Below are 18,862 nucleotides of genomic sequence, written 5' to 3'. Positions count from 1 at the left end.
GAGCGATGTGCAGACGGGTCAACGACGGGGCCGCTGGACCGGCGTCCCCTTGGAGAGTCGACTCGCGCTTCGCCGTGACAACCTCATCAGCGCCGGTGTGCAGTTGCTCGGCGGTTCCGGGGGGCCGGCGCTGACCGTGCGCGCGGTATGCCGCGAGGCCGCGCTGACCGAACGCTACTTCTACGAAAGCTTCGCTGACCGTGACGAATTCGTGCGCGCGGTCTACGACGATGTCTGCGCGCGCGCCATGAACACCCTGACGTCGGCGACGACCCCGCGAGAGGCCGTCGAACGCTTCGTCGAGTTGATGGTGGATGACCCGGTGCGCGGGCGCGTGCTGTTGCTGGCGCCCGCGGTGGAGCCGGTGCTGGTCCGGTCGGGCGCGGAGTGGATGCCCAATTTCATCGATTTGCTACAGCGCAAGCTGTCCCGTATTGGCGATGCGGTGCTGCAGAAGATGATCGCGACCAGCCTGATCGGTGGCCTGTCGAGCTTGTTCACCGCCTACCTGCATGGGCAGCTCGGGGCGACTCGCAAACAGTTCATCGACTACTGCATCAACATGCTGTACATCACGGCGGCGCCCTATGTCCCCGCTGGAGATCTCGGCAAGTCGCAATAGCGGGTTTTCATTCGCGCCGCATCGGCAAGCCGTAGAACGGAGACTGTCGACAGCGGGGGCCCGATCACCGACGTCAAACCGTGACCGGCCACGCCAGACGAGGAACTTGCTGCTACTGAAGTACACAGATATATTGACTGCTACCCATCGACACAGATAACTGGAGGCCGTATGTCAGCCGGGCTGACCGACTTACAGCTGCTGCACGAACTCGAGCCCTTCGTCGAGAAGTATCTGAATCGGCACGAGAGCATGCACAAGAACTGGAACCCGCACGACTACATCCCGTGGTCGGACGGCAAGAACTTCTATGCGCTGGGCGGGCAGGATTGGGAGCCAGGTCAATCACAGCTGTCTGACCTCGCCCAGGTGGCGATGGTGCAGAACCTGATGACCGAGGACAACCTGCCGTCGTATCACCGCGAGATCGCGATGAACTTCGGCATGGACGGCGCATGGGGACAGTGGGTCAACCGCTGGACCGCCGAGGAGAACCGGCATGGCATCGCGCTGCGCGACTACCTGGTGGTGACCCGCGCGGTCGACCCGGTCGAGCTGGAGAAGCTGCGCATCGAGGTGGTGAACCGGGGCTTCAGCCCGGGCCAGAACCAGCAGATTCGAGCCGATCTGTTCGCCGAAAGCCTATTCGACTCGGTCATCTACGTGACGTTCCAGGAGCTGGCCACCCGGATTTCGCACCGCAACACCGGCAAGGCCTGCAATGAGACGATCGCCGACCAGTTGCTGGCCAAGATCTCGGCCGACGAGAACCTGCACATGATCTTCTACCGCGACGTCAGCGACGCGGGTTTCGAAGCTTCGCCGAACCAGGCGATGAGATCGCTGCACAAGGTGCTGCGCAACTTCCAGATGCCGGGCTACCAGGTCCCCGAGTTCCGCCGCAAAGCCGTGCTCATCGCCGTCGGCGGTGTGTATGACCCGCGCATCCACCTCGAGGACGTGGTGATGCCGGTGCTGAAGAAGTGGCGCATCTTCGAACGCGAGGACTTCACCGGCGAGGCCGCGGCGATGCGCGACGACCTCGGTGTGCTGATCAAGGAGCTCGAGCAGGCCTGCGAGAAGTTCGAGGTGTCCAAGCATCGCCAGCTCGAGCGGGAAGCCCGTACCGGCAAGAGGACCACCGCGTTCGAGCTGCATCAGACCGCGGGCAAGCTGGTCATGAGCCGGCGGTAAGCAAGCGGTGCGCATCGGTTCCATCGCGCTCGCCAGCCCGGTGGTCCTGGCACCGATGGCGGGCGTGACCAACGTCGCATTCCGGACGCTGTGCCGTGAACTGGAGCAAGCCAAGGTCGGCACCGTCAGCGGACTCTATGTCTGCGAGATGGTGACGGCCCGCGCCCTCGTCGAGCGTCACCCGGTCACCATGCACATGACCACGTTCGCCGCCGAAGAGTCGCCGCGCTCGCTGCAGCTCTACACCGTCGACCCCGCGACCACCTACGCGGCCGCCAAGATGATCGCCGACGAAGGCCTGGCCGATCACATCGACATGAATTTCGGCTGCCCCGTTCCCAAGGTCACCAAGCGCGGCGGCGGCTCGGCGCTGCCCTACAAGCGGCGGCTGTTCGGCCAGATCGTCGCCGCGGCCGTGCGCGGCACCGAGGGCACGCAGATACCGGTGACCGTCAAGTTCCGCATCGGCATCGACGACGAGCATCCCACGCACCTCGATGCCGGGCGCATCGCCGAAGCCGAGGGTGCCGCGGCGGTCGCGCTGCACGCCCGTACGGCGGCGCAACGCTACTCCGGTGCCGCCAACTGGGACGAGATCGCCCGCCTCAAGCAGCAGGTTCGCACGATCCCGGTGCTCGGCAACGGCGACATCTACGACGCCAGCGACGCGCTGACCATGATGGCCGCGACCGGATGCGACGGCGTGGTCATCGGCCGCGGCTGCCTGGGCCGGCCGTGGCTCTTCGCCGAGCTGTCGGCCGCCTTCACCGGCAGCCCGCCGCCCACACCGCCCACGCTGGGCGAGGTCGCCGATATCGTCCGACGGCACGGGCAGCTGCTGGCCGCGCACTTCGGCGAGGACAAGGGCATGCGCGACATCCGCAAGCACATCGCCTGGTACCTGCACGGCTTTCCCGCCGGCTCCGAGCTGCGCCGGGCGCTGGCGATGGTCAAGACGTTGAACGAGCTGGACGGCCTGCTCGACCGGTTGGACGCGACGGTGCCGTTCCCGGACGAGGCGAACGGGCCCCGGGGCCGGCAGGGTTCACCCGCCCGCGTCGTGCTACCAGAAGGGTGGCTGGACGACCCCGACGACTGCACCGTGCCGGCCGGCGCCGACGTCATGCACTCCGGCGGCTGAGCCGACCGGCTCGAGATCGCTTCCGGGCCGATAACTCAGTACGATGTGGGCTTTGTTGCATGCGCTTGGATGACGGAAGAGTTTCACGCCGCCGCACGAGCGCGACGGAACACGGTTGGCACGGCCCGCAGCGCCGAGAATGCGGCGCTGCGCTGCGCTGCCGCTACGCACGGACACGATGACGTCTGCATCAGAGCTTCGGAGGCCGGTAGGACATGAGTGACGGCGAGCGCGACGCCACTCGTAACGGTCGGCACGCACCGGGCGAGGCTCACGTCCAACCGATTCCAGCGGGCCCGTCGCCCAGCTTGAGCGCCGCTCCCTGGGAACGATTCTCCGAACCACCGCCCGACGACAACGTCCACCGATGGCTGCCAGAGGCCGCCATCGAGCCCGCCCACCCGCAGGAAGACGACACCGAACAGGCCGGAAGCCACGCCGGGGGCGGGGTAAGCGTCGCCGACCTGATCGCGAAAATCGGCGCCCCCGACCGGCCCATCCACCGCCGCGCCGCCCCGGAGGTCGAGCCGGCCGAGCCCGAGTTCCCCGAGCCGGAACCGCCACTCGAGCTGCAGAAAACACAGGTGATCGACGACCTGGCCTACTCGTTCGACGCGGTCTCCGAACTCCGGGAGCTCATCGCCGCCGACTACCCGAACGACGACGAGCCCGACGAGCAGCGCTCCGGCGCCGTCGACATGGCCGCCGAGGAGCCCAAACGCCGCCGTCCGATGCTGCTGGCCGGGCGCTCGGTCGCGGCGCTGGCCGCCGTGCTGGCCCTGGTGATGACCGGCGGGGCATGGCAGTGGAGCACATCGAAGAACGCCCGGCTCAACACGGTCAATGCGCTCGACCCGCACTCGGATGACATCCGCGACGCGAATGGGCAGTACGGCGACGAAAACTTCTTGATCGTCGGCCTCGACTCACGCGCCGGCGACAACGCCAACATGGGCGCCGGCGACACCGACGACGCCGACGGCGCCCGCTCGGACACCGTCATGCTGGTCAACATCCCGGCCAACCGCAAACGCGTGGTGGCCGTGTCGTTCCCGCGCGACCTGGCGATCACCCCGCTGCAATGCGAGGCCTGGAACCCCGCTACGGGCAAGTACGGCCCGCTCTACGACGCGAAGACGCAGACGTGGGGACCGAAGATGATCTACACCGAGACCAAACTGAACTCGGCGTTCGCCTTCGGCGGCCCGAAGTGTTTGGTGAAGGAAATCCAGAAACTGTCCGGTTTGAGCATCAACCGCTTCATGGCCGTCGACTTTTCCGGATTCGCGAAAATGGTCGATGCCCTCGGCGGCGTCGAGGTGTGCTCGAGCACGCCGCTGCACGACTACGAGCTAGGCACCGTACTGGAACAGCGCGGGCGCCAGGTCCTCGACGGTTCCACCGCGTTGAACTACGTGCGGGCCCGCCAGGTCACCACGGAGATCAACGGGGACTACGGCCGCATCAAGCGCCAGCAGTTGTTCTTGTCGTCGCTGCTGAGGTCGCTGATCTCCGCAGACACGTTGCTTGACCTCAACAAGCTCAACAACGTCGTCAACATGTTCATCAGCGACACGGTCGTCGACAACGTGAAGTCCAAGGACCTGGTCCAGCTCGGTCAGTCGTTGCAGGGGATGGCGGCCGGCCACGTCACGTTCGTGACGGTGCCGACCGGCGTCACCGACGAGAACGGCGACGAGCCACCGCGCATGTCCGACATGCGGGCACTGTTCGACGCCATCATCAACGACGATCCGCTGCCCGAGGAAAACGACCAGAACGCAAAGAATTTGAGCGCATCTCCTGGTTCGGGTTCGACGACGGGCGCGTCGAAGGCGCCCACCACCAGGAAGCCGACCCCGACGCCGGAGGCCCAACACCAGCAGGTCACGACGACCTCACCAAGCGGTGTGACGGTGCGGGTTTCCAACGCCACCACGCAGACAGGCCTGGCGGCGACCGCAACCACCCAGCTCAAGCGGGATGGCTTCAACGTGATGACGCCCGACGATTATCCGAGTTCGGTGACCGCGACGACGGTGCTGTTCTCGCCCGGCAACGAAGAGGCCGCGGCCACCGTGGCGTCCTCGTTCGCCAACGCCAAGGTCCAGCGGGTTTCCGGATATGGGCAGGTCGTGCAGGTGGTACTGGGCCCCGATTTCGAGTCGGTTAGCGCTCCCTCGCCCAGCGGATCGCCGATGAGTTTGCAGATCGAACGCGGTTCGAGCAACGCGCCGGCCAAGCTGCCCGAGGACCTCACGGTGACCAACGCGGCCGACACCACCTGCGAATAGGCGCTTTTTGGCGGCGCTCCGCTGCGGGTCTCGGATGCGGGGAACGTATCCTTGACGACATGCGAACCGCCTACCACGAGCAACTCTCGGAGTTATCTGAGCGGCTCGGCGAGATGTGCGGCTTGGCAGGAATCGCCATGGAGCGCGCAACCCAGGCCCTGCTACAGGCCGACTTGTTGCTGGCCGAACAAGTGATCTCCGACCACGAAGCGATCGCCGCGATGAGTGCGCGCGCCGAGGAAAGCGCCTTTGTGCTGCTGGCATTGCAGGCACCGGTGGCCGGTGATCTGAGGTCCATCGTGAGCGCCATTCAGATGGTGGCGGACATCGACCGGATGGGCGCGCTGGCGCTGCACGTCGCCAAGATCGCCCGTCGACGCCATCCCCAGCACGCCCTACCCGAAGAGGTCAACGGCTACTTCGCCGAAATGGGCAGCATTGCAGTGGAATTGGGAAACAGCGCCCAAGAGGTGGTGTTGTCTCGCGACCCGGAAAAGGCAGCCCGGATCCGCGAAGAAGACGACGCGATGGACGACCTGCACCGGCACCTGTTCTCGGTGCTCATGGACCGTGAATGGAAGCACGGCGTGGCGGCGGCCGTCGACGTGACGCTGCTGGGTCGCTTCTACGAGCGTTTCGCCGACCACGCCGTCGAGGTGGCCAGGCGCGTCATTTTCCAGGCAACCGGCAGGCTGCCCGAGGAAGAAGCGAAGCCCCCCTCGCAGTGAGCTGAGTCGAATTGCCCGACTCCTCACACCCCGCTACGCGAGCTGCTTCGTCCTCGGGCTAGGTCGAATCGCCCGACTCCTCACACCTCGCTACGCGAGCTGCTTCGTCTTCGGGCTAGGTCGAATCGCCCGACTCCTCACACCTCGCTACGCGAGCTGCTTCGTCTTCGGGCTAGCCGAAGCGGCCGGAGATGTAGTCCTCGGTCGCCTTTTGGCTCGGGTTGGAAAAGATCTTCTCGGTGTCGTCGACCTCGATCAGCCGCCCCGGTTTTCCGACGGCTTCGAGGTTGAAAAACGCGGTGTAATCGCTGACCCGGGCAGCCTGCTGCATGTTGTGGGTGACGATGACGATGGTGTAGGCCTGCTTCAACTCGCCGATCAGCTCTTCGATGGCCATCGTCGAGATCGGGTCCAGCGCCGAGCAGGGCTCGTCCATGAGCAGCACGTCGGGTTGCACGGCAATGGCCCTCGCGATGCACAGTCGCTGCTGCTGGCCGCCGGACAGTCCACCACCGGGCCGGTCCAACCGATCCTTGACCTCGTCCCACAGGTTTGCCCCGCGCAACGAGTATTCGGCCGTCTCATCGAGCGCCTTGCGATTGCGCACACCTTGTAGCTTCAGGCCGGCCACCACGTTGTCGCGAATTGACATGGCGGGGAACGGGTTCGGCCGCTGAAACACCATCCCGATGGCCCGGCGCACACCGACCGGGTCGACGCCCGCGCCGTAGATGTCCTCGTCATCGAGGAGCACGCTGCCCTCGACGCGTCCGCCGGGCACCACCTCGTGCATGCGGTTGAGGGTGCGCAGCACCGTCGTCTTGCCGCAACCCGACGGACCGATGAACGCCGTCACGCTGCGCGGCAGAACCGTCAACGTCACCTCGGCGACGGCGTGAAACGGCCCGTAGTAGATGTTGACGCCCTTGAGGTCCAACCGTTTGGCCACTACTGCTCCTGCCTATGACTTTCTGGCGCCAAGGAATTTCGCTATCACTCGAGCCACGATATTGATCGTGGCGATCACCAGGATGAGGGTTAACGCGGCACCCCACAACCGATCCGTGGGGATGGGGTTGAGGCCCGCGCCGGCCGACGTCTGGTTGTACATCATGCCTGGCAGCGTCCCCATGAAGTCGCTGAAGACATTGAAGTTCATCGACTGGGCATAGCCGACGAGGATCAGCAGCGGCGCCGTCTCCCCCATCACTCGGGCCATCGCCAGCAAGATCCCGGTGACGATGCCGGACAGCCCGGTGGGGATGACTACCCGGACGATGGTCTTCCATTTGGTGATGCCCAGCGCATAACTGGCCTCGCGAAGGTCCATCGGAACGACCCGCAGCATTTCCTCCGTCGCGCGAACGATCACCGGGAGCATCAGCAAGACGAGCGCCAGCGACACCGCGAACTCGGACCGGGGGAGGCCCAGCGTGGCCACCCACAACGCATAGACGAACAACGCCGCCACGATCGAGGGCACGCCGCTCAGAATGTCCACCATGAAAGAGGCCAGCCGGCCCAGCGCGGTGCCCCCACCGTATTCGACCAAATAGATCGCGACCATGAGACCGATCGGGATGGAGATGACGGCGCACACCAATCCCTGCAGCACGGTGCCGACCAGCGCGTGATAGGCGCCGCCACCGGTCACGAAGGCCGTCATCCCGGCTTGCGAGTGCGACCACCACACAGTTGACGTGATCGCCTTGAATCCCTTGACGGTCACCGACCACAGCACCATCACCAGCGGCGCCACGGCCACCAGCAGCGCCAGCGAAACCAGCACCGTCGCAACACGGTTCGCGATACGACGGCGCCGGGAGACCGGTGAGAACGTCCGCGGCTTGAGCGGGCGGTCCAACATCGACGTCATCGGGCGGCCTTTCGGCCCGCCCCGGCGACCGCACCCCGGGCCAGGGCATCGACCAGGAAGGTGAGCACGAAGAGCGTCAACCCCGCGGCGATGTACGCGCCCGTCTTGAATCGGTCGTCGAATTCCGCGGCGGCGCCCGCGATTGTGGTGGCGAAGGTGGAGCCGCCGTCGAACAGCGACCAGCCGAACGCCGACTGGGTACCCCGCAAGATGATCAGCAGCGCGACCGTCTCGCCCAGGGCGCGGCCCAGCCCCAGCATGCCGCCGCTGATGTAGCCCGACCGCCCGAACGGCAGCGTGACGGTCTTGACCACTTCCCACCGCGTGGCGCCGAGCGCCAGCGCGGCTTCGACCTGGTCCTGCGGTGTCTGAACGAACACTTCGCGGGTGACGGCGGTGATGATCGGCAGAATCATCACCGCCAGGACGATGCCGCCGGTGAAGATGGTGCCGCCACCAGCGGCCGAGGCGTTGCCGTCGGCGAACAGGAAGCACCACCCCAGGGAGCGGTTGAGCCAGGTGGCGACGGGGCGCAGTTGCGGCGCCAACACGTACAGCCCCCAGGCGCCGTAGATGATCGAGGGCACCGCGGCCAGCAGATCGACCGCGTAGGCCAGGGGTACCGCGACCCGCCGGGGTGCGTACTGCGTGACGAACAGCGCCACGCCCAGCGCGACCGGCATGGCCAGGGTCAACGCGAACAGCGACACGAATACGGTGACCGGCAGCAGGCTGGCGATCCCGAAGTGCATCGCCGAGGTGTCGGTGGTGACCCAATTGCCGCCGTAGCTGAAGAAGTTCTCGCGATTGCGCTGCAACGCCGGTGCCGCTCGCCCGAACAGGAACGCGGCGATCGCGGCGATCACCGCGATGATCAGCGCGCCCGAGGCCTGCGCGAGCCAACGGAATAGCCGGTCTCCCGCATGCGATCGCCCCTCGCCCCAGGGGCTGGTGGGCGTCGTCGGCGACTCGGGCAATGACGCGGCGAGGACCGAGCCCGAGCCTGCGTCGATGGGGTTTGGCCCTGAAGATTCCGTCACTGCGATCCCGCCACAGTTCTGCCGTCGCTCCTTGGAACCCGATTCACCTGGTCACTGCAGCGCGTCGATCGCGGCGACCAGTCTCTCCTTGACCCTATCGGGCAGCGGAATGTAACCGGCCGAGGACAGTTCGGCTTGCCCGCTGGTGGCGGCCACGGAGAGGAACGATTTGATGGCCCCGGCGGTCTCGGCGTCGTAACCCTTGGAGCAGACGATCTCGTAGGTGACGAGCACCAACGGGTAGACGCCCGGCTCCTGCGAGCCGTACATGGCGTTGAGGTTGAGCAACAGGTCGTTTCCCTCGCCGAGGAATTTGGCCGCCTTGATGGCGTTTCCGGCCGTGTCGTTGGTGAGCGGGACCACCCCGCCGCGGGTGGCGATTTTGGCGTAGGACATGCCGGCCTGGTCGGCGAAACCCTTCTGGACGTATCCGATGGCGCCCGGAATGGTTCGCACCGCCTGAATGACCCCGGACGACTTCGCCGCACCCTCGCCGACGCCTCCCTGAAATTCCGTGCCGACTCCCTTGGCCCAGCTCTGCGGTGCGGCGGCGGTCAGATACTTCTGCACGTTGTCGGTGGTTCCCGACGAGTCGGACCGGTAGATCGGCGTGATCCTGGTGTCAGGCAGCGCCACACCCGGATTGAGGCCGGCCAAGATGGGGTCGTTCCACGCCGTGATCTTGCCGGTGAAAATTTTGGCCACCGCGTCACTGCTGACCACCAGGCCCGGAATCCCCGGCAGGTTATAGGTGATCGCGATCGGACCGAACACCAGGGGCAGGTCCCATGCCGGGTTGCCGCCGCACCGGTTGGCGGCGGGGCCGATCTGTTCGGCCACCAGCGGAGAGTCGGCCCCCGCGAAATCCACGTGCCCGGCGATGAACTGCTCGCGGCCGGCGCCCGACCCGGTCGGGTTGTAGGCCAGGCCCTTGCCCGGGCAGTACTGGCCCCACACCTGGTTGAAGACCGTGACCGCGTTCGCTTGGGCGGTCGAGCCTTCCGCCGTCAGCTTGCTCTTGCCGCCGCACCCCGCGGTGCCGGGGCCGCCGGTGATGTTGGGCACCGTGGCCCCGCGGCGGTTCTCATCGCTGCCGCAGGCGGCCAGCGCTGTGGCTCCGAGTGCCGCCGCCAACAGCACCGCGGCCAGCGCCCTGCCCTGCCTGTCGAGCTTCACCGCTCTCGCTTTCTGACACGTTCCGGACGCATCCCTTGTCAGGTTGCCTAGTCGCGGCGAAAGTATGCGCCGAAGCGGCGCACAGCAACGTCTCGGTAGCAAGGACCAGGTTAACGATCCGGGTGGACGCCGCTCGTACCCGCGTCAGTTGGTGGCGGTACGACCGCGTATGCGGTGTCGACGCTGTAGGTGGTGAAGCCCAAGCGCTGGTAGGTCCGCACCGCGGCGACGTTGTCCGACTCGACGTAGAGCATCACGGTGGGATCGGTGGCGTCGCCCAGGCGGCGCGCCAGCCATTCGATGCCGACGGCGGTCAACGCCTGCCCCAGCCCGCGGCCCTGCGCCGATGGATCGACGCCCACGACATACACCTCCCCCAAGCCGGGCCGATCGAGATGCACCTTCGTCCAGTGAAAACCCAGCAGCGCGCCGCGCTGATCGCCCTCGGAGTCATCGAACGCGAGAAACAAACCCGTCGGGTCGAACCACGATTCGTCGCGCCGCTCCGCCAGGTCGACATCGGTCCAGCCACCCTGCTCGGGGTGGTTGGCGAACGCCGCGTTGTTGACGCGCAACAGCTCGGCGTCATCGGCGCTGCCCGCATAGGTGCGGATGTGCACCCCGGGCACCGTGGGCACGGTGTCGGGGAGATCGCGCAGCGAGCGTCGCATCTGCATCAGTTCCCGCACGGGCGCCAGGCCCAGCGCGGACGCAGTCGCCCGGGCCGCCTCGAGCGTGCCATGCGCCCAGAATCGGTTGCCCGCACCGGTTTTGGCCAACGCCGCGCGAATCAGTGCGGCCCCGATACCGCGCCGACGCGCCCGTGGGTGCACGACGAGTTCCGCCATCCCGGTCTCCCCGTCGCGGGGCGGGCTGAGATTGAGATAACCGATGATCGCGTCGGCGTCGTCCGTCGTGATCAGCAGATGCTCGGTGCGGTCGTGCCCGAGTTCGCGCAATACCTGTTCGCCGACGGGCGCTACGCCATCGAATTCCGTTGCCGCGCCGACAAGTTCGCGCACGCCGCGCTGTTCGTCGTCGGTCAGCGTCCGGTGCCAGTCAGGCGGGCTCACTGGGTGTGCAACGGGTCGACCAGCGGATCTTGGACGCCCGCGGAGTCGGATTCGGAACCGTCCGCGGCGTCGGCGTCACCGGGCTCGGCCGCCGGGGTGCGGCCGCGCGCCGGCCGGACGGCCTTGTATCCGACGTTGCGGACGGTGCCGATCAGGGCCTCGTGCTCGGGGCCGAGTTTGGCCCGCAGCCGACGCACGTGCACATCGACAGTGCGGGTGCCGCCGAAGAAGTCGTATCCCCACACCTCGTGCAGCAGCTGCGCCCGCGTGAACACCCGCCCGGCGTGCTGAGCCAGGTACTTGAGCAACTCGAATTCTTTGTAGGTGAGATCGAGCGGGCGGCCGCGCAGCCGTGCGGTGTAGGTGCCTTCATCGATCACCAACTCGCCCAGGCTCACCTTGCCGGCGCTTTCCTGGTCCGCGAGCCCGCCGCGGCGGCCGACCACTAGCCGCAGCCTCGCGTCTATCTCGGCCGGACCGGTGGTGGGCAGCAGGATCTCGTCGAGACCCCAGTCGGCGCTGATGGCCACCAGCCCGCCTTCGCTCACGACGGCCAAGACGGGAACCGATCGGCCGGCCGTGCTCAGCAGGCGGCACAAGCCGCGCGCAGACGACAGATCGGTGCGTGCGTCCACGATCACGGCGTCGGCCGTCCCGGCCTCGAGCAGCGAGGCCGGTTCTGGCGGCGCCGTCCGAACAGCATGCGGAAGCAGCGACAACGAGGGCAGGACCGGATCGGGATGCAGCTCCGAGGTCAGCAGTAAAAGCTCCAACTAGCCCCTCCAGCTCGGGGGAACGGCATCTCCCAAATTCACAACGCCATCACGCGTTAGTTACCAGGTCATCTAACGATAACGTGATACCTGCTGTTTTCGCGTGGCAGACGAGCCACTGTGAGCCCTGCCACGGGCAATCAGGCACCGCCGGGGGGTGCGCCACAATATGCGGGTGCGCAAGGTGCTGATTGCTGTGACCGCAACCGCGATTCTGGTGGCCGTGGTCGCCCTCGGTGCGATCGCTGTCGACTACGGCACCAGCATCTACGCCGAATACCGGCTGTCGGCCAGCGTGCGTAAAGCGGCCGACCTGGGCAGCGACCCATTCGTGGCCATCGTGGCGTTTCCCTTTATTCCCCAGGCCATCCGCGGCAATTACGACCAGCTGGAGATCAAGGCCAACGCGGTCGAACACGCGATGACCGGCAAGGCCACCCTCGAAGCCACGATGTACTCGGTGGATCTCACGCACGCGTCCTGGCTGATCAGGACCGATGCGAAGCTGGCGGTGGACAAACTGGAGAGCCGCATCATCATCGACTCGACGCACCTGGGCCGATACCTGGGCATCAGCGACCTGATGGTGGAGGCCCCGCCCAAGGAGACCAACACCGCCACCGGCGGCGTCACCGCCTCGGGCATCTCGGACAGCCACGGGCTGGTGTTCACCGGCACACCCAAATCGGCCGGCTTCGATCGACGAGTCAGCGTCTCGGTCGACCTTTCCATCGCCCCCGATGACCCGGGCACGTTGGTTTTCACCCCCACCGGGGTCCTCACCGGGCCGGACACCGCCGACCAGGCCGTCCCGACGGACAAGCGGGACGCTGTGCTGCACGCCTTCGGCGGCAGACTTCCCGACCAGCAACTCCCCTTCGGAGTCGCGCCCACCACCGAGGGGGCGCGCGGCTCCGACGTCATCATCGAGGGCATCACCTACGGAGTAACCGTGACCCTCGATGGGTTTAAACGGTCATGACGCATGCCCGCCACGCCGCCGAGCACCACGATGGGCAGGACCGGCGCCCATGGTGACGGTCATCGTGGTGATCGTCGCGGTGCTCCGCTCCGCGGCCCTCGCGGGCTGGTTGTTGACCCGACGCTCCGGCAGCATCCGGGAAGTCGACTCCGAGCCGGATCGAGACACCGCCGGCGACGTCGCAGCGCTGGGGCTTTCCCGCAGCGGACCCACCGTCGTGCATTTCAGCGCCCCATGGTGTGGGCCGTGCGACCGGGTTCGCCGGGTCGTGGTGCAGGTCTGCGCCGACCTGGGCGAGGTGGCCCACGTCGAGGTCGATCTGGACGCCGATCCGGACACGGCCCGCCGCTATTCGGTGCTGTCCCTGCCGACCACGTTGATCTTCGATGTCGACGGGCGGCAGCGCTACCGGACGTCTGGAGTGCCCAGCGCCGCCGACCTGCGGTCCGTCTTGAAACCGCTGTTGGCTTGACCACGGTGTCATTGGGTAAGCTGACCGACGTGTTAGCCCGCCTCGAGCCCTTGCTCACCAAGCGTCGCGCAGTTGAGCTGTGCCGCACCGCGGGCTGTTGTTGTTGCTGTTGCTGCTGAGTAGCCGCGCTTTCGCGTAGCACTCGGAGCGGGCCCGGATCCCGACCGTGGCGCCTCTCCCATCGTCGTTTCCGTGAGCAACAGGGGTATCGAGGAGTAACACCTTGCCGAGCAGCAACACCACCACGCAGCCCGACCTCGTCGACGTGCGTGGACCACGCTTCGCCGCCTGGGTGACCACCGCAGTCTTGGTGCTGGCGCTGATCGTGTCGGCGCTCAGCCCAGCGGGGGCGGCGGTGATCCTGGCCGCCCAGGCCGTCATCTTCGCGATCGGCGCCACCGGCGGCCCCCGCAAGCATCCCTACGGCCGGATATTCGCCGCTGTGGTCGCGCCCCGGCTGGGGCCGGTGCAGGATCGCGAACCCACCGCGCCGCTGAAGTTCGCCCAACTCGTCGGACTGATCTTCGCGATCTGCGGGAGCGCCGGCTTCGCCGCCGGCACCGCCCCGGTCGGCGTCGTCGCCACCGCGGCCGCCCTGGTGGCCGCGTTCCTCAACGCGGCCTTCGGCGTCTGCCTGGGCTGCCAGCTCTACCCGCTGGTGGCCCGCTTCCGGCGCAGCGCGCGCCCCACCTGACCTGCTGTAACCAAAAGTGATTGAAAGGACCCATTCCATGGCACGCTCCGACGTCCTGGTCTCCACCGACTGGGCTGAGAGCAATCTCGACGCCTCTGGCGTCGTCTTCGTCGAAGTCGACGAGGACACCAGCGCTTACGACGCCGGTCACATCCCCGGCGCGATCAAGCTGGACTGGCGCTCCGATTTGCAGGACCCGGTCAAGCGCGACTTCGTCGACGCTCAGCAGTTCTCGAAACTGCTCAGCGAGCGGGGCATCTCCAATGACGACACCGTGATCCTCTACGGCGGCAACAACAACTGGTTCGCCGCCTACGCGTACTGGTATTTCAAGCTGTACGGCCATGACAAGGTCAAGCTGCTCGACGGCGGGCGCAAAAAGTGGGAGCTCGACGGCCGCGCGCTGTCCAGCGACACCGTCGACCGGCCGGCGACCTCGTACACGGCGGCCGCGCCGGACAACAGCATCCGGGCGTTCCGCGACGACGTCATCGCGGCCATCAACGTCAAGAACCTCGTCGACGTGCGCTCCCCCGACGAGTTCTCCGGCAAGATCCTGGCGCCCGCGCATCTGCCGCAGGAACAAAGCCAGCGGCCCGGCCACATCCCCGGCGCCATCAACGTGCCGTGGAGCAGGGCGGCCAACGAGGACGGCACCTTCAAGTCCGACGAGGAGCTGGCCAAGCTGTACGCCGCCGCCGGCCTGGACGGCAACAAAGAAACGATCGCCTACTGCCGCATCGGCGAGCGGTCGTCGCATACGTGGTTCGTTCTCTACGAATTGCTCGGCCACAGGAATGTCAAGAACTACGACGGCAGTTGGACGGAATACGGCTCCCTGGTGGGGGCCCCGATCGAGTTGGGAAGCTGATATGTGCTCTGCACCGAAGCAAGGACTGACGTTGCCCGCCAGCGTCGACCTGGAGAAGGAAACGGTGATCACCGGCCGAGTCGTGGACGGCGAGGGTCAGGCAGTGGGTGGCGCGTTCGTCCGCTTGCTGGACTCGTCGGACGAGTTCACCGCAGAGGTGGTGGCGTCGGCTACCGGTGACTTCCGGTTCTTCGCCGCACCGGGATCCTGGACGCTGCGGGCGCTGTCGGCGGCCGGCAACGGCAACGCCGTGGTGACGCCGTCGGGCGCCGGTATCCACGAGGTCGACGTCAAGATCGCCTGATCCACCAGCTGCCCCCAGCAGGGGCGCGGCGGGACGAATAGACTTGCCCCCGTGGTGCTGTTCTTCGAGATAATGCTGGTTGTGGCGGTCGTGGTGATTTCATGGTTCGCCCTCTACACCCTCTACCGGCTCATCACTGACGAGTCGTGACCCGCGCCGGCGACGATCCAAAGCGCAGCGATGGGGAGGAGCGCATGACCGCCGACGAATCGTTGGGTGCTACCAACTCCGGTGACCGAGCGGTGGCCGCCGCCGCTGAGCGCGCCAGGCTGACCGCCGGCCGCAACATACCGTCCTTCGACGACCTGCCCCTTCCGGCCGACACGGCCAACCTGCGTGAGGGCGCCAATCTCAACGATGCGTTACTGGCGCTGCTGCCGCTGGTCGGCGTCTGGCGCGGCGAAGGTGAAGGCCGCGGGCATGACGGCGACTACCGGTTCGGTCAGCAGATCGTGGTCTCGCACGACGGCGGCGACTATCTGAATTGGGAAGCTCGCTCCTGGCGGCTGAACGAGACGGGCGATTACCAGGAGCGCGACTTGCGCGAGACCGGGTTCTGGCGCTTTGTCACCGATCCCGACGACCCCAGCGAATCCCAAGCGATCGAACTGCTGCTGGCGCATTCGGCGGGTTATGTCGAATTGTTCTACGGGCAACCGCGCACCCAGTCGTCGTGGGAACTGGTGACCGATGCGCTGGCCCGCAGCAGATCCGGCCTGCTGGTCGGCGGCGCCAAACGGCTCTACGGCATCGTCGAAGGCGGCGACCTGGCTTATGTCGAGGAACGGGTTGACGCCGACGGCGGCCTGGTGCCGCATCTGTCGGCCCGGCTGTCGCGGTTCGCCGGCTAACAACCTCGCGGGCGAGGGCCGCCGCGTTCGCACAGACATCGGCGGGGATGCGAAAGCGTGTGCCGGGCAATCGATCACGGCTGTCGACATGGAGCGGCCCCCGAGCCATGTTCCAGGTCGGACAAAAACCGGAAGCTCGGGGGCCGGGTGACTGCGGGGAATTCGCCAGCGCATGTGTATCGCCAGCTCTTCCGAGCCGATGCAGCTAGCGCGCAGCCACCTCACATGTCCATGAAGCTATCAATTTCTCGGACCACCTCCCTTCTTGTGTACGGCCGACCGTACCCGCGGATCGGAGAGCCGACAACAGAATTCAGCGCTCAGCGATCGCTGACCACGGCGGCGTCGACCAGTTCGGCGAATTCGGCCGCCACCGGCGACCGCGGCAGTGGGCTGCCGTCGAGGGTATGGACCCGGGCGGCCAAGGTCATGCTCGAGATCAGCCAAACCCCTTGGGCAGCAACCAAGTCCGCGATGCGAAGCGCGCGATAGTCGCAGTCGTAGCCCTTGGCCCTGGCCACCTCGAACAGGGCCTGCTGCGTGGTGCCACGCAGAATCGGATACCAGGGCGGGGGTGTCAGCAGGCACGGATTGCCGTCGGCTGCTTCGGAGTTTGTGGCGATCACCACGGTCGAGCGCGGGCCTTCGAGGATGTAGCCGTCCGTGCTGACGAAGATGACGTCACCGGCGTCCTGGCGGGCGGCGTGACGCAGCGCGGCCATGTTCACCGCGTACGACAGGGTCTTGGCGCCGGCCAGCAGCCACGGCATCGCGTCGACCCCGGTGGCGGGCAGCCCACGATCGAGGGTGACCGCCGCCAGCCCGTCGCGTCGGACCGCGCTCACTCGTTCGGGAACGCCGTTGACCATCACAAAGGCCGTCGGCGCCGAACCGCCTTCCCGGCCGCGGCTGTAAATCAATCGCATCGCGCCTTCGCCGGCGGTGCCCGCGCACCACTGCCGGGTGGCCACCTCGATCGCACTTCGCCACCGCGGCAGATCCGGCTCGGGCAGATCGGTCAGCGCTGCCGACTGGGTCAGCCGCTGCAGATGCGACTCGATCAGACATGCTCTGCCGTCGCGTATCAACAGCGTCTCAAAGACGCCGTCGCCGCGTACCGCCGCCAGGTCGTCGGCGTGCAACAGTGGCGCATCGGGCGAATGGGTTTCGCCGTCCAGCGTGACGATCACACCCGTCTGGCCAGCCATGGTGGAAAAGCCTATCGGCTCACCGCTCCCCGGCCGAATGTGAAGCTGGCCGCGCACTCGTCGACGAAATTGTGGCGAGCCGCACACTCGTTGGGCGCGGGTCTCGACGGCCGTAGAGTTGACATGTGAACCACCCCGTCCCCGCACCCGATACCGGACCCGACGCCGGCGCCGTCTGGCACTACGGCGATCCGCTCGGCGAGCAGCGCGTGGCCGAAATCGACGCGGTCGTGGTCGACCGCTCACACCGCGGTGTGCTCACCCTGACCGGCAACGACCGGCAGACGTGGTTGCACAGCATCTCAACCCAGCACGTCAGCGGCCTTCCCGACGGCACCAGCACGCAGAACTTGAGCCTGGACGGTCAGGGACGCGTCGAGGATCACTGGATCCAAACCGAGCTGGGGGGCACCACCTTCCTCGACACCGAACCGTGGCGCGCCGAGCCGCTCCTGGAATACCTGCGCAAAATGGTGTTCTGGTCCGAGGTCACCCCGGACAGCGCCGATCTGGCCGTGCTCTCGTTGCTCGGTCCGCGGCTGGCCGACCGGGCGATCCTTGACGCGCTCGGCGTGGACGCGCTGCCCGCCGACCTGGCCGCGGTGCCCGCCGGCGGCGGCTTCGTGCGGCGGATGCCCGGCACCCCCGACGGCCCGGTCGAACTGGACCTGGTGATCCCGCGCCGCGAGACGAGCGACTGGCGAAACCGGTTGTCGCAAGCGGGAGTGCGGCCCGCCGGCGTGTGGGCCTACGAAGCCCACCGCGTCGCGGCGGTGCGGCCCCGGCTGGGCGTCGACACCGATGAGCGCACGATTCCGCACGAGGTGGGTTGGATCGGTGGGCCCGGCGAAGGCGCCGTCCATCTGGACAAAGGCTGTTACCGCGGGCAGGAGACCGTCGCGCGGGTGCACAACCTGGGTAGGCCACCGCGGATGCTGGCGTTGCTGCACCTTGACGGCTCGGTGGAACGACCCTCGACGGGCGACCCGGTACTCGCCGCCGGCCGTGCCGTCGGCCGCCTCGGCACCGTGGTCGACCACGTCGATCTCGGGCCGATAGCCCTGGCGCTGCTCAAGCGCGGCCTGCCCGCCCAGACCGAGGTGGCGACCGGTCCAGAGGGCGCGGTGGCCGCGGTGATCGACGTCGATTCCCTGCCTCCCACCGAACAAATCGGCGCCGGACGGTTGGCCGTTGAACGGTTGCGGGGCGGTGCGGGATAATGAACGGTAACGTCCGCCACTGCGAGCAGGGGGTGCCGACGCCCAGTGGCGAGGCACGGTAAACTGTCGGCAGGACAATACGACACCAGGAGATCGGAGCCGCCTACTCGTTAGGCCGCTCCGTTATTGCGCGAGGGGGTTCCCCCATGGGCCGCGGCCGGGCTAAGGCAAAGCAGACCAAGGTTGCTCGAGAACTCAAATACAGTTCTCCGCAGACCGACTTCCAGCGGCTTCAGCAAGAGCTGTCCGGAACGGGTTCGGATGCGTCCACTGAGCTGGATACCGACGGCGCCGACGAATCCTGGGACGACCAGGACAGCTGGCGGCGCTAGAACCAACGCCC

At 66.9% G+C, this 18,862-nt stretch carries 21 protein-coding genes; 14 read left to right on the top strand and 7 right to left on the bottom strand.

Translation table 11 applies throughout. The annotated features are described in order from the left end of the window. The first annotated feature begins 7 nt into the window (after positions 1-7). The 5 genes from A5775_RS14725 (at position 8) to phoU (ending at position 5,979) form a co-directional block, all read left to right on the top strand. Positions 8-622 (top strand): TetR/AcrR family transcriptional regulator, encoded by a 615-nt coding sequence (locus tag A5775_RS14725; RefSeq protein ID WP_156660699.1) that lies wholly within the window; start codon positions 8-10, stop codon positions 620-622. A 171-nt stretch (positions 623-793) separates the two neighbouring features. Next, on the top strand, positions 794-1,816 hold the full coding sequence (locus A5775_RS14720) for an acyl-ACP desaturase (RefSeq protein ID WP_067253383.1): 1,023 nt from the start codon (positions 794-796) through the stop codon (positions 1,814-1,816). A 7-nt stretch (positions 1,817-1,823) separates the two neighbouring features. After that, positions 1,824-2,957 carry a tRNA dihydrouridine synthase DusB gene (gene dusB / locus A5775_RS14715; protein ID WP_067253381.1) on the top strand — a complete coding sequence of 378 codons (1,134 nt, stop codon included), beginning with the start codon at positions 1,824-1,826 and terminating at the stop codon, positions 2,955-2,957. Positions 2,958-3,172: 215 nt separating this feature from the next. Beyond that, positions 3,173-5,251: an LCP family protein gene (locus A5775_RS14710; RefSeq protein WP_067253379.1), complete on the top strand. Its 2,079-nt coding sequence runs from the start codon at positions 3,173-3,175 to the stop codon at positions 5,249-5,251. 59 nt (positions 5,252-5,310) lie between these two features. Continuing rightward, entirely contained in the window at positions 5,311-5,979 is a 669-nt protein-coding gene (gene phoU / locus A5775_RS14705; protein ID WP_067253377.1) for a phosphate signaling complex protein PhoU, read from the top strand. A 172-nt stretch (positions 5,980-6,151) separates the two neighbouring features. On the opposite strand, the gene pstB is transcribed toward phoU, so the two are convergent. The 6 genes from pstB to A5775_RS14675 form a co-directional block, all read right to left on the bottom strand. Continuing rightward, positions 6,152-6,928, bottom strand: coding sequence for a phosphate ABC transporter ATP-binding protein PstB (gene pstB / locus A5775_RS14700; RefSeq protein WP_067253372.1), 777 nt, complete (start codon positions 6,926-6,928; stop codon positions 6,152-6,154). Between the two features lie 12 nt (positions 6,929-6,940). Then, positions 6,941-7,855, bottom strand: a complete 915-nt coding sequence (gene pstA / locus A5775_RS14695) for a phosphate ABC transporter permease PstA (protein ID WP_067253371.1) — start codon at positions 7,853-7,855, stop codon at positions 6,941-6,943. Continuing rightward, on the bottom strand, positions 7,852-8,895 hold the full coding sequence (gene pstC, locus A5775_RS14690; RefSeq protein WP_067253370.1) for a phosphate ABC transporter permease subunit PstC: 1,044 nt from the start codon (positions 8,893-8,895) through the stop codon (positions 7,852-7,854). Before pstC ends, pstA begins: the two co-directional genes overlap by 4 nt. A gap of 51 nt (positions 8,896-8,946) precedes the next feature. Further along, the gene (pstS, locus tag A5775_RS14685; protein WP_067253368.1) at positions 8,947-10,071 is read right to left on the bottom strand and encodes a phosphate ABC transporter substrate-binding protein PstS; all 1,125 of its coding nucleotides are present in this window, start codon (positions 10,069-10,071) and stop codon (positions 8,947-8,949) included. Between the two features lie 110 nt (positions 10,072-10,181). Further along, positions 10,182-11,144, bottom strand: a complete 963-nt coding sequence (gene mshD, locus A5775_RS14680; RefSeq protein ID WP_067253366.1) for a mycothiol synthase — start codon at positions 11,142-11,144, stop codon at positions 10,182-10,184. After that, positions 11,141-11,917 carry a response regulator transcription factor gene (locus A5775_RS14675; RefSeq protein ID WP_067253364.1) on the bottom strand — a complete coding sequence of 259 codons (777 nt, stop codon included), beginning with the start codon at positions 11,915-11,917 and terminating at the stop codon, positions 11,141-11,143. Before A5775_RS14675 ends, mshD begins: the two co-directional genes overlap by 4 nt. Before the next feature lie 169 nt (positions 11,918-12,086). Between A5775_RS14675 and lmeA the strand changes: the two genes are divergently transcribed. The 7 genes from lmeA (at position 12,087) to A5775_RS14645 (ending at position 16,091) form a co-directional block, all read left to right on the top strand. Next, a complete protein-coding gene (lmeA, locus tag A5775_RS14670) occupies positions 12,087-12,899 on the top strand; it encodes a mannan chain length control protein LmeA (RefSeq protein WP_067253362.1) in 813 nt (270 codons plus the stop codon). A 49-nt stretch (positions 12,900-12,948) separates the two neighbouring features. Next, the gene (locus A5775_RS14665) at positions 12,949-13,371 is read left to right on the top strand and encodes a thioredoxin family protein (RefSeq protein ID WP_067253359.1); all 423 of its coding nucleotides are present in this window, start codon (positions 12,949-12,951) and stop codon (positions 13,369-13,371) included. 5 nt (positions 13,372-13,376) lie between these two features. Then, entirely contained in the window at positions 13,377-13,490 is a 114-nt protein-coding gene (locus A5775_RS26245) for an Ms5788A family Cys-rich leader peptide (protein WP_369827871.1), read from the top strand. 104 nt (positions 13,491-13,594) lie between these two features. Next, positions 13,595-14,065: a DUF4395 domain-containing protein gene (locus tag A5775_RS14660; RefSeq protein WP_067253357.1), complete on the top strand. Its 471-nt coding sequence runs from the start codon at positions 13,595-13,597 to the stop codon at positions 14,063-14,065. A gap of 37 nt (positions 14,066-14,102) precedes the next feature. After that, the gene (locus A5775_RS14655) at positions 14,103-14,936 is read left to right on the top strand and encodes a sulfurtransferase (protein ID WP_067253352.1); all 834 of its coding nucleotides are present in this window, start codon (positions 14,103-14,105) and stop codon (positions 14,934-14,936) included. A gap of 1 nt (position 14,937) precedes the next feature. Continuing rightward, positions 14,938-15,240 (top strand): DUF1416 domain-containing protein, encoded by a 303-nt coding sequence (locus A5775_RS14650; protein ID WP_067174630.1) that lies wholly within the window; start codon positions 14,938-14,940, stop codon positions 15,238-15,240. Positions 15,241-15,434: 194 nt separating this feature from the next. Then, positions 15,435-16,091: an FABP family protein gene (locus A5775_RS14645; protein WP_067253800.1), complete on the top strand. Its 657-nt coding sequence runs from the start codon at positions 15,435-15,437 to the stop codon at positions 16,089-16,091. A 320-nt stretch (positions 16,092-16,411) separates the two neighbouring features. Here A5775_RS14645 and A5775_RS14640 read toward each other — a convergent pair whose 3' ends face one another. Then, positions 16,412-17,281, bottom strand: a complete 870-nt coding sequence (locus tag A5775_RS14640) for an aminodeoxychorismate lyase (RefSeq protein ID WP_156660712.1) — start codon at positions 17,279-17,281, stop codon at positions 16,412-16,414. 143 nt (positions 17,282-17,424) lie between these two features. On the opposite strand from A5775_RS14640, the gene A5775_RS14635 reads away from it, so the two are divergent. Continuing rightward, a complete protein-coding gene (locus A5775_RS14635; RefSeq protein ID WP_067253346.1) occupies positions 17,425-18,519 on the top strand; it encodes a folate-binding protein YgfZ in 1,095 nt (364 codons plus the stop codon). A gap of 146 nt (positions 18,520-18,665) precedes the next feature. Continuing rightward, positions 18,666-18,851, top strand: a complete 186-nt coding sequence (locus tag A5775_RS14630) for a DUF3073 domain-containing protein (protein WP_067253344.1) — start codon at positions 18,666-18,668, stop codon at positions 18,849-18,851. Positions 18,852-18,862: the final 11 nt, after the last annotated feature.

The sequence above is a fragment of the Mycobacterium sp. 852002-10029_SCH5224772 genome (assembly GCF_001667315.1).
Classification (GTDB): Bacteria; Actinomycetota; Actinomycetes; order Mycobacteriales; family Mycobacteriaceae; genus Mycobacterium.
Note: the sequence above shows the minus strand (reverse complement) of the source record. Positions and strands in the feature narration are given on the sequence as shown.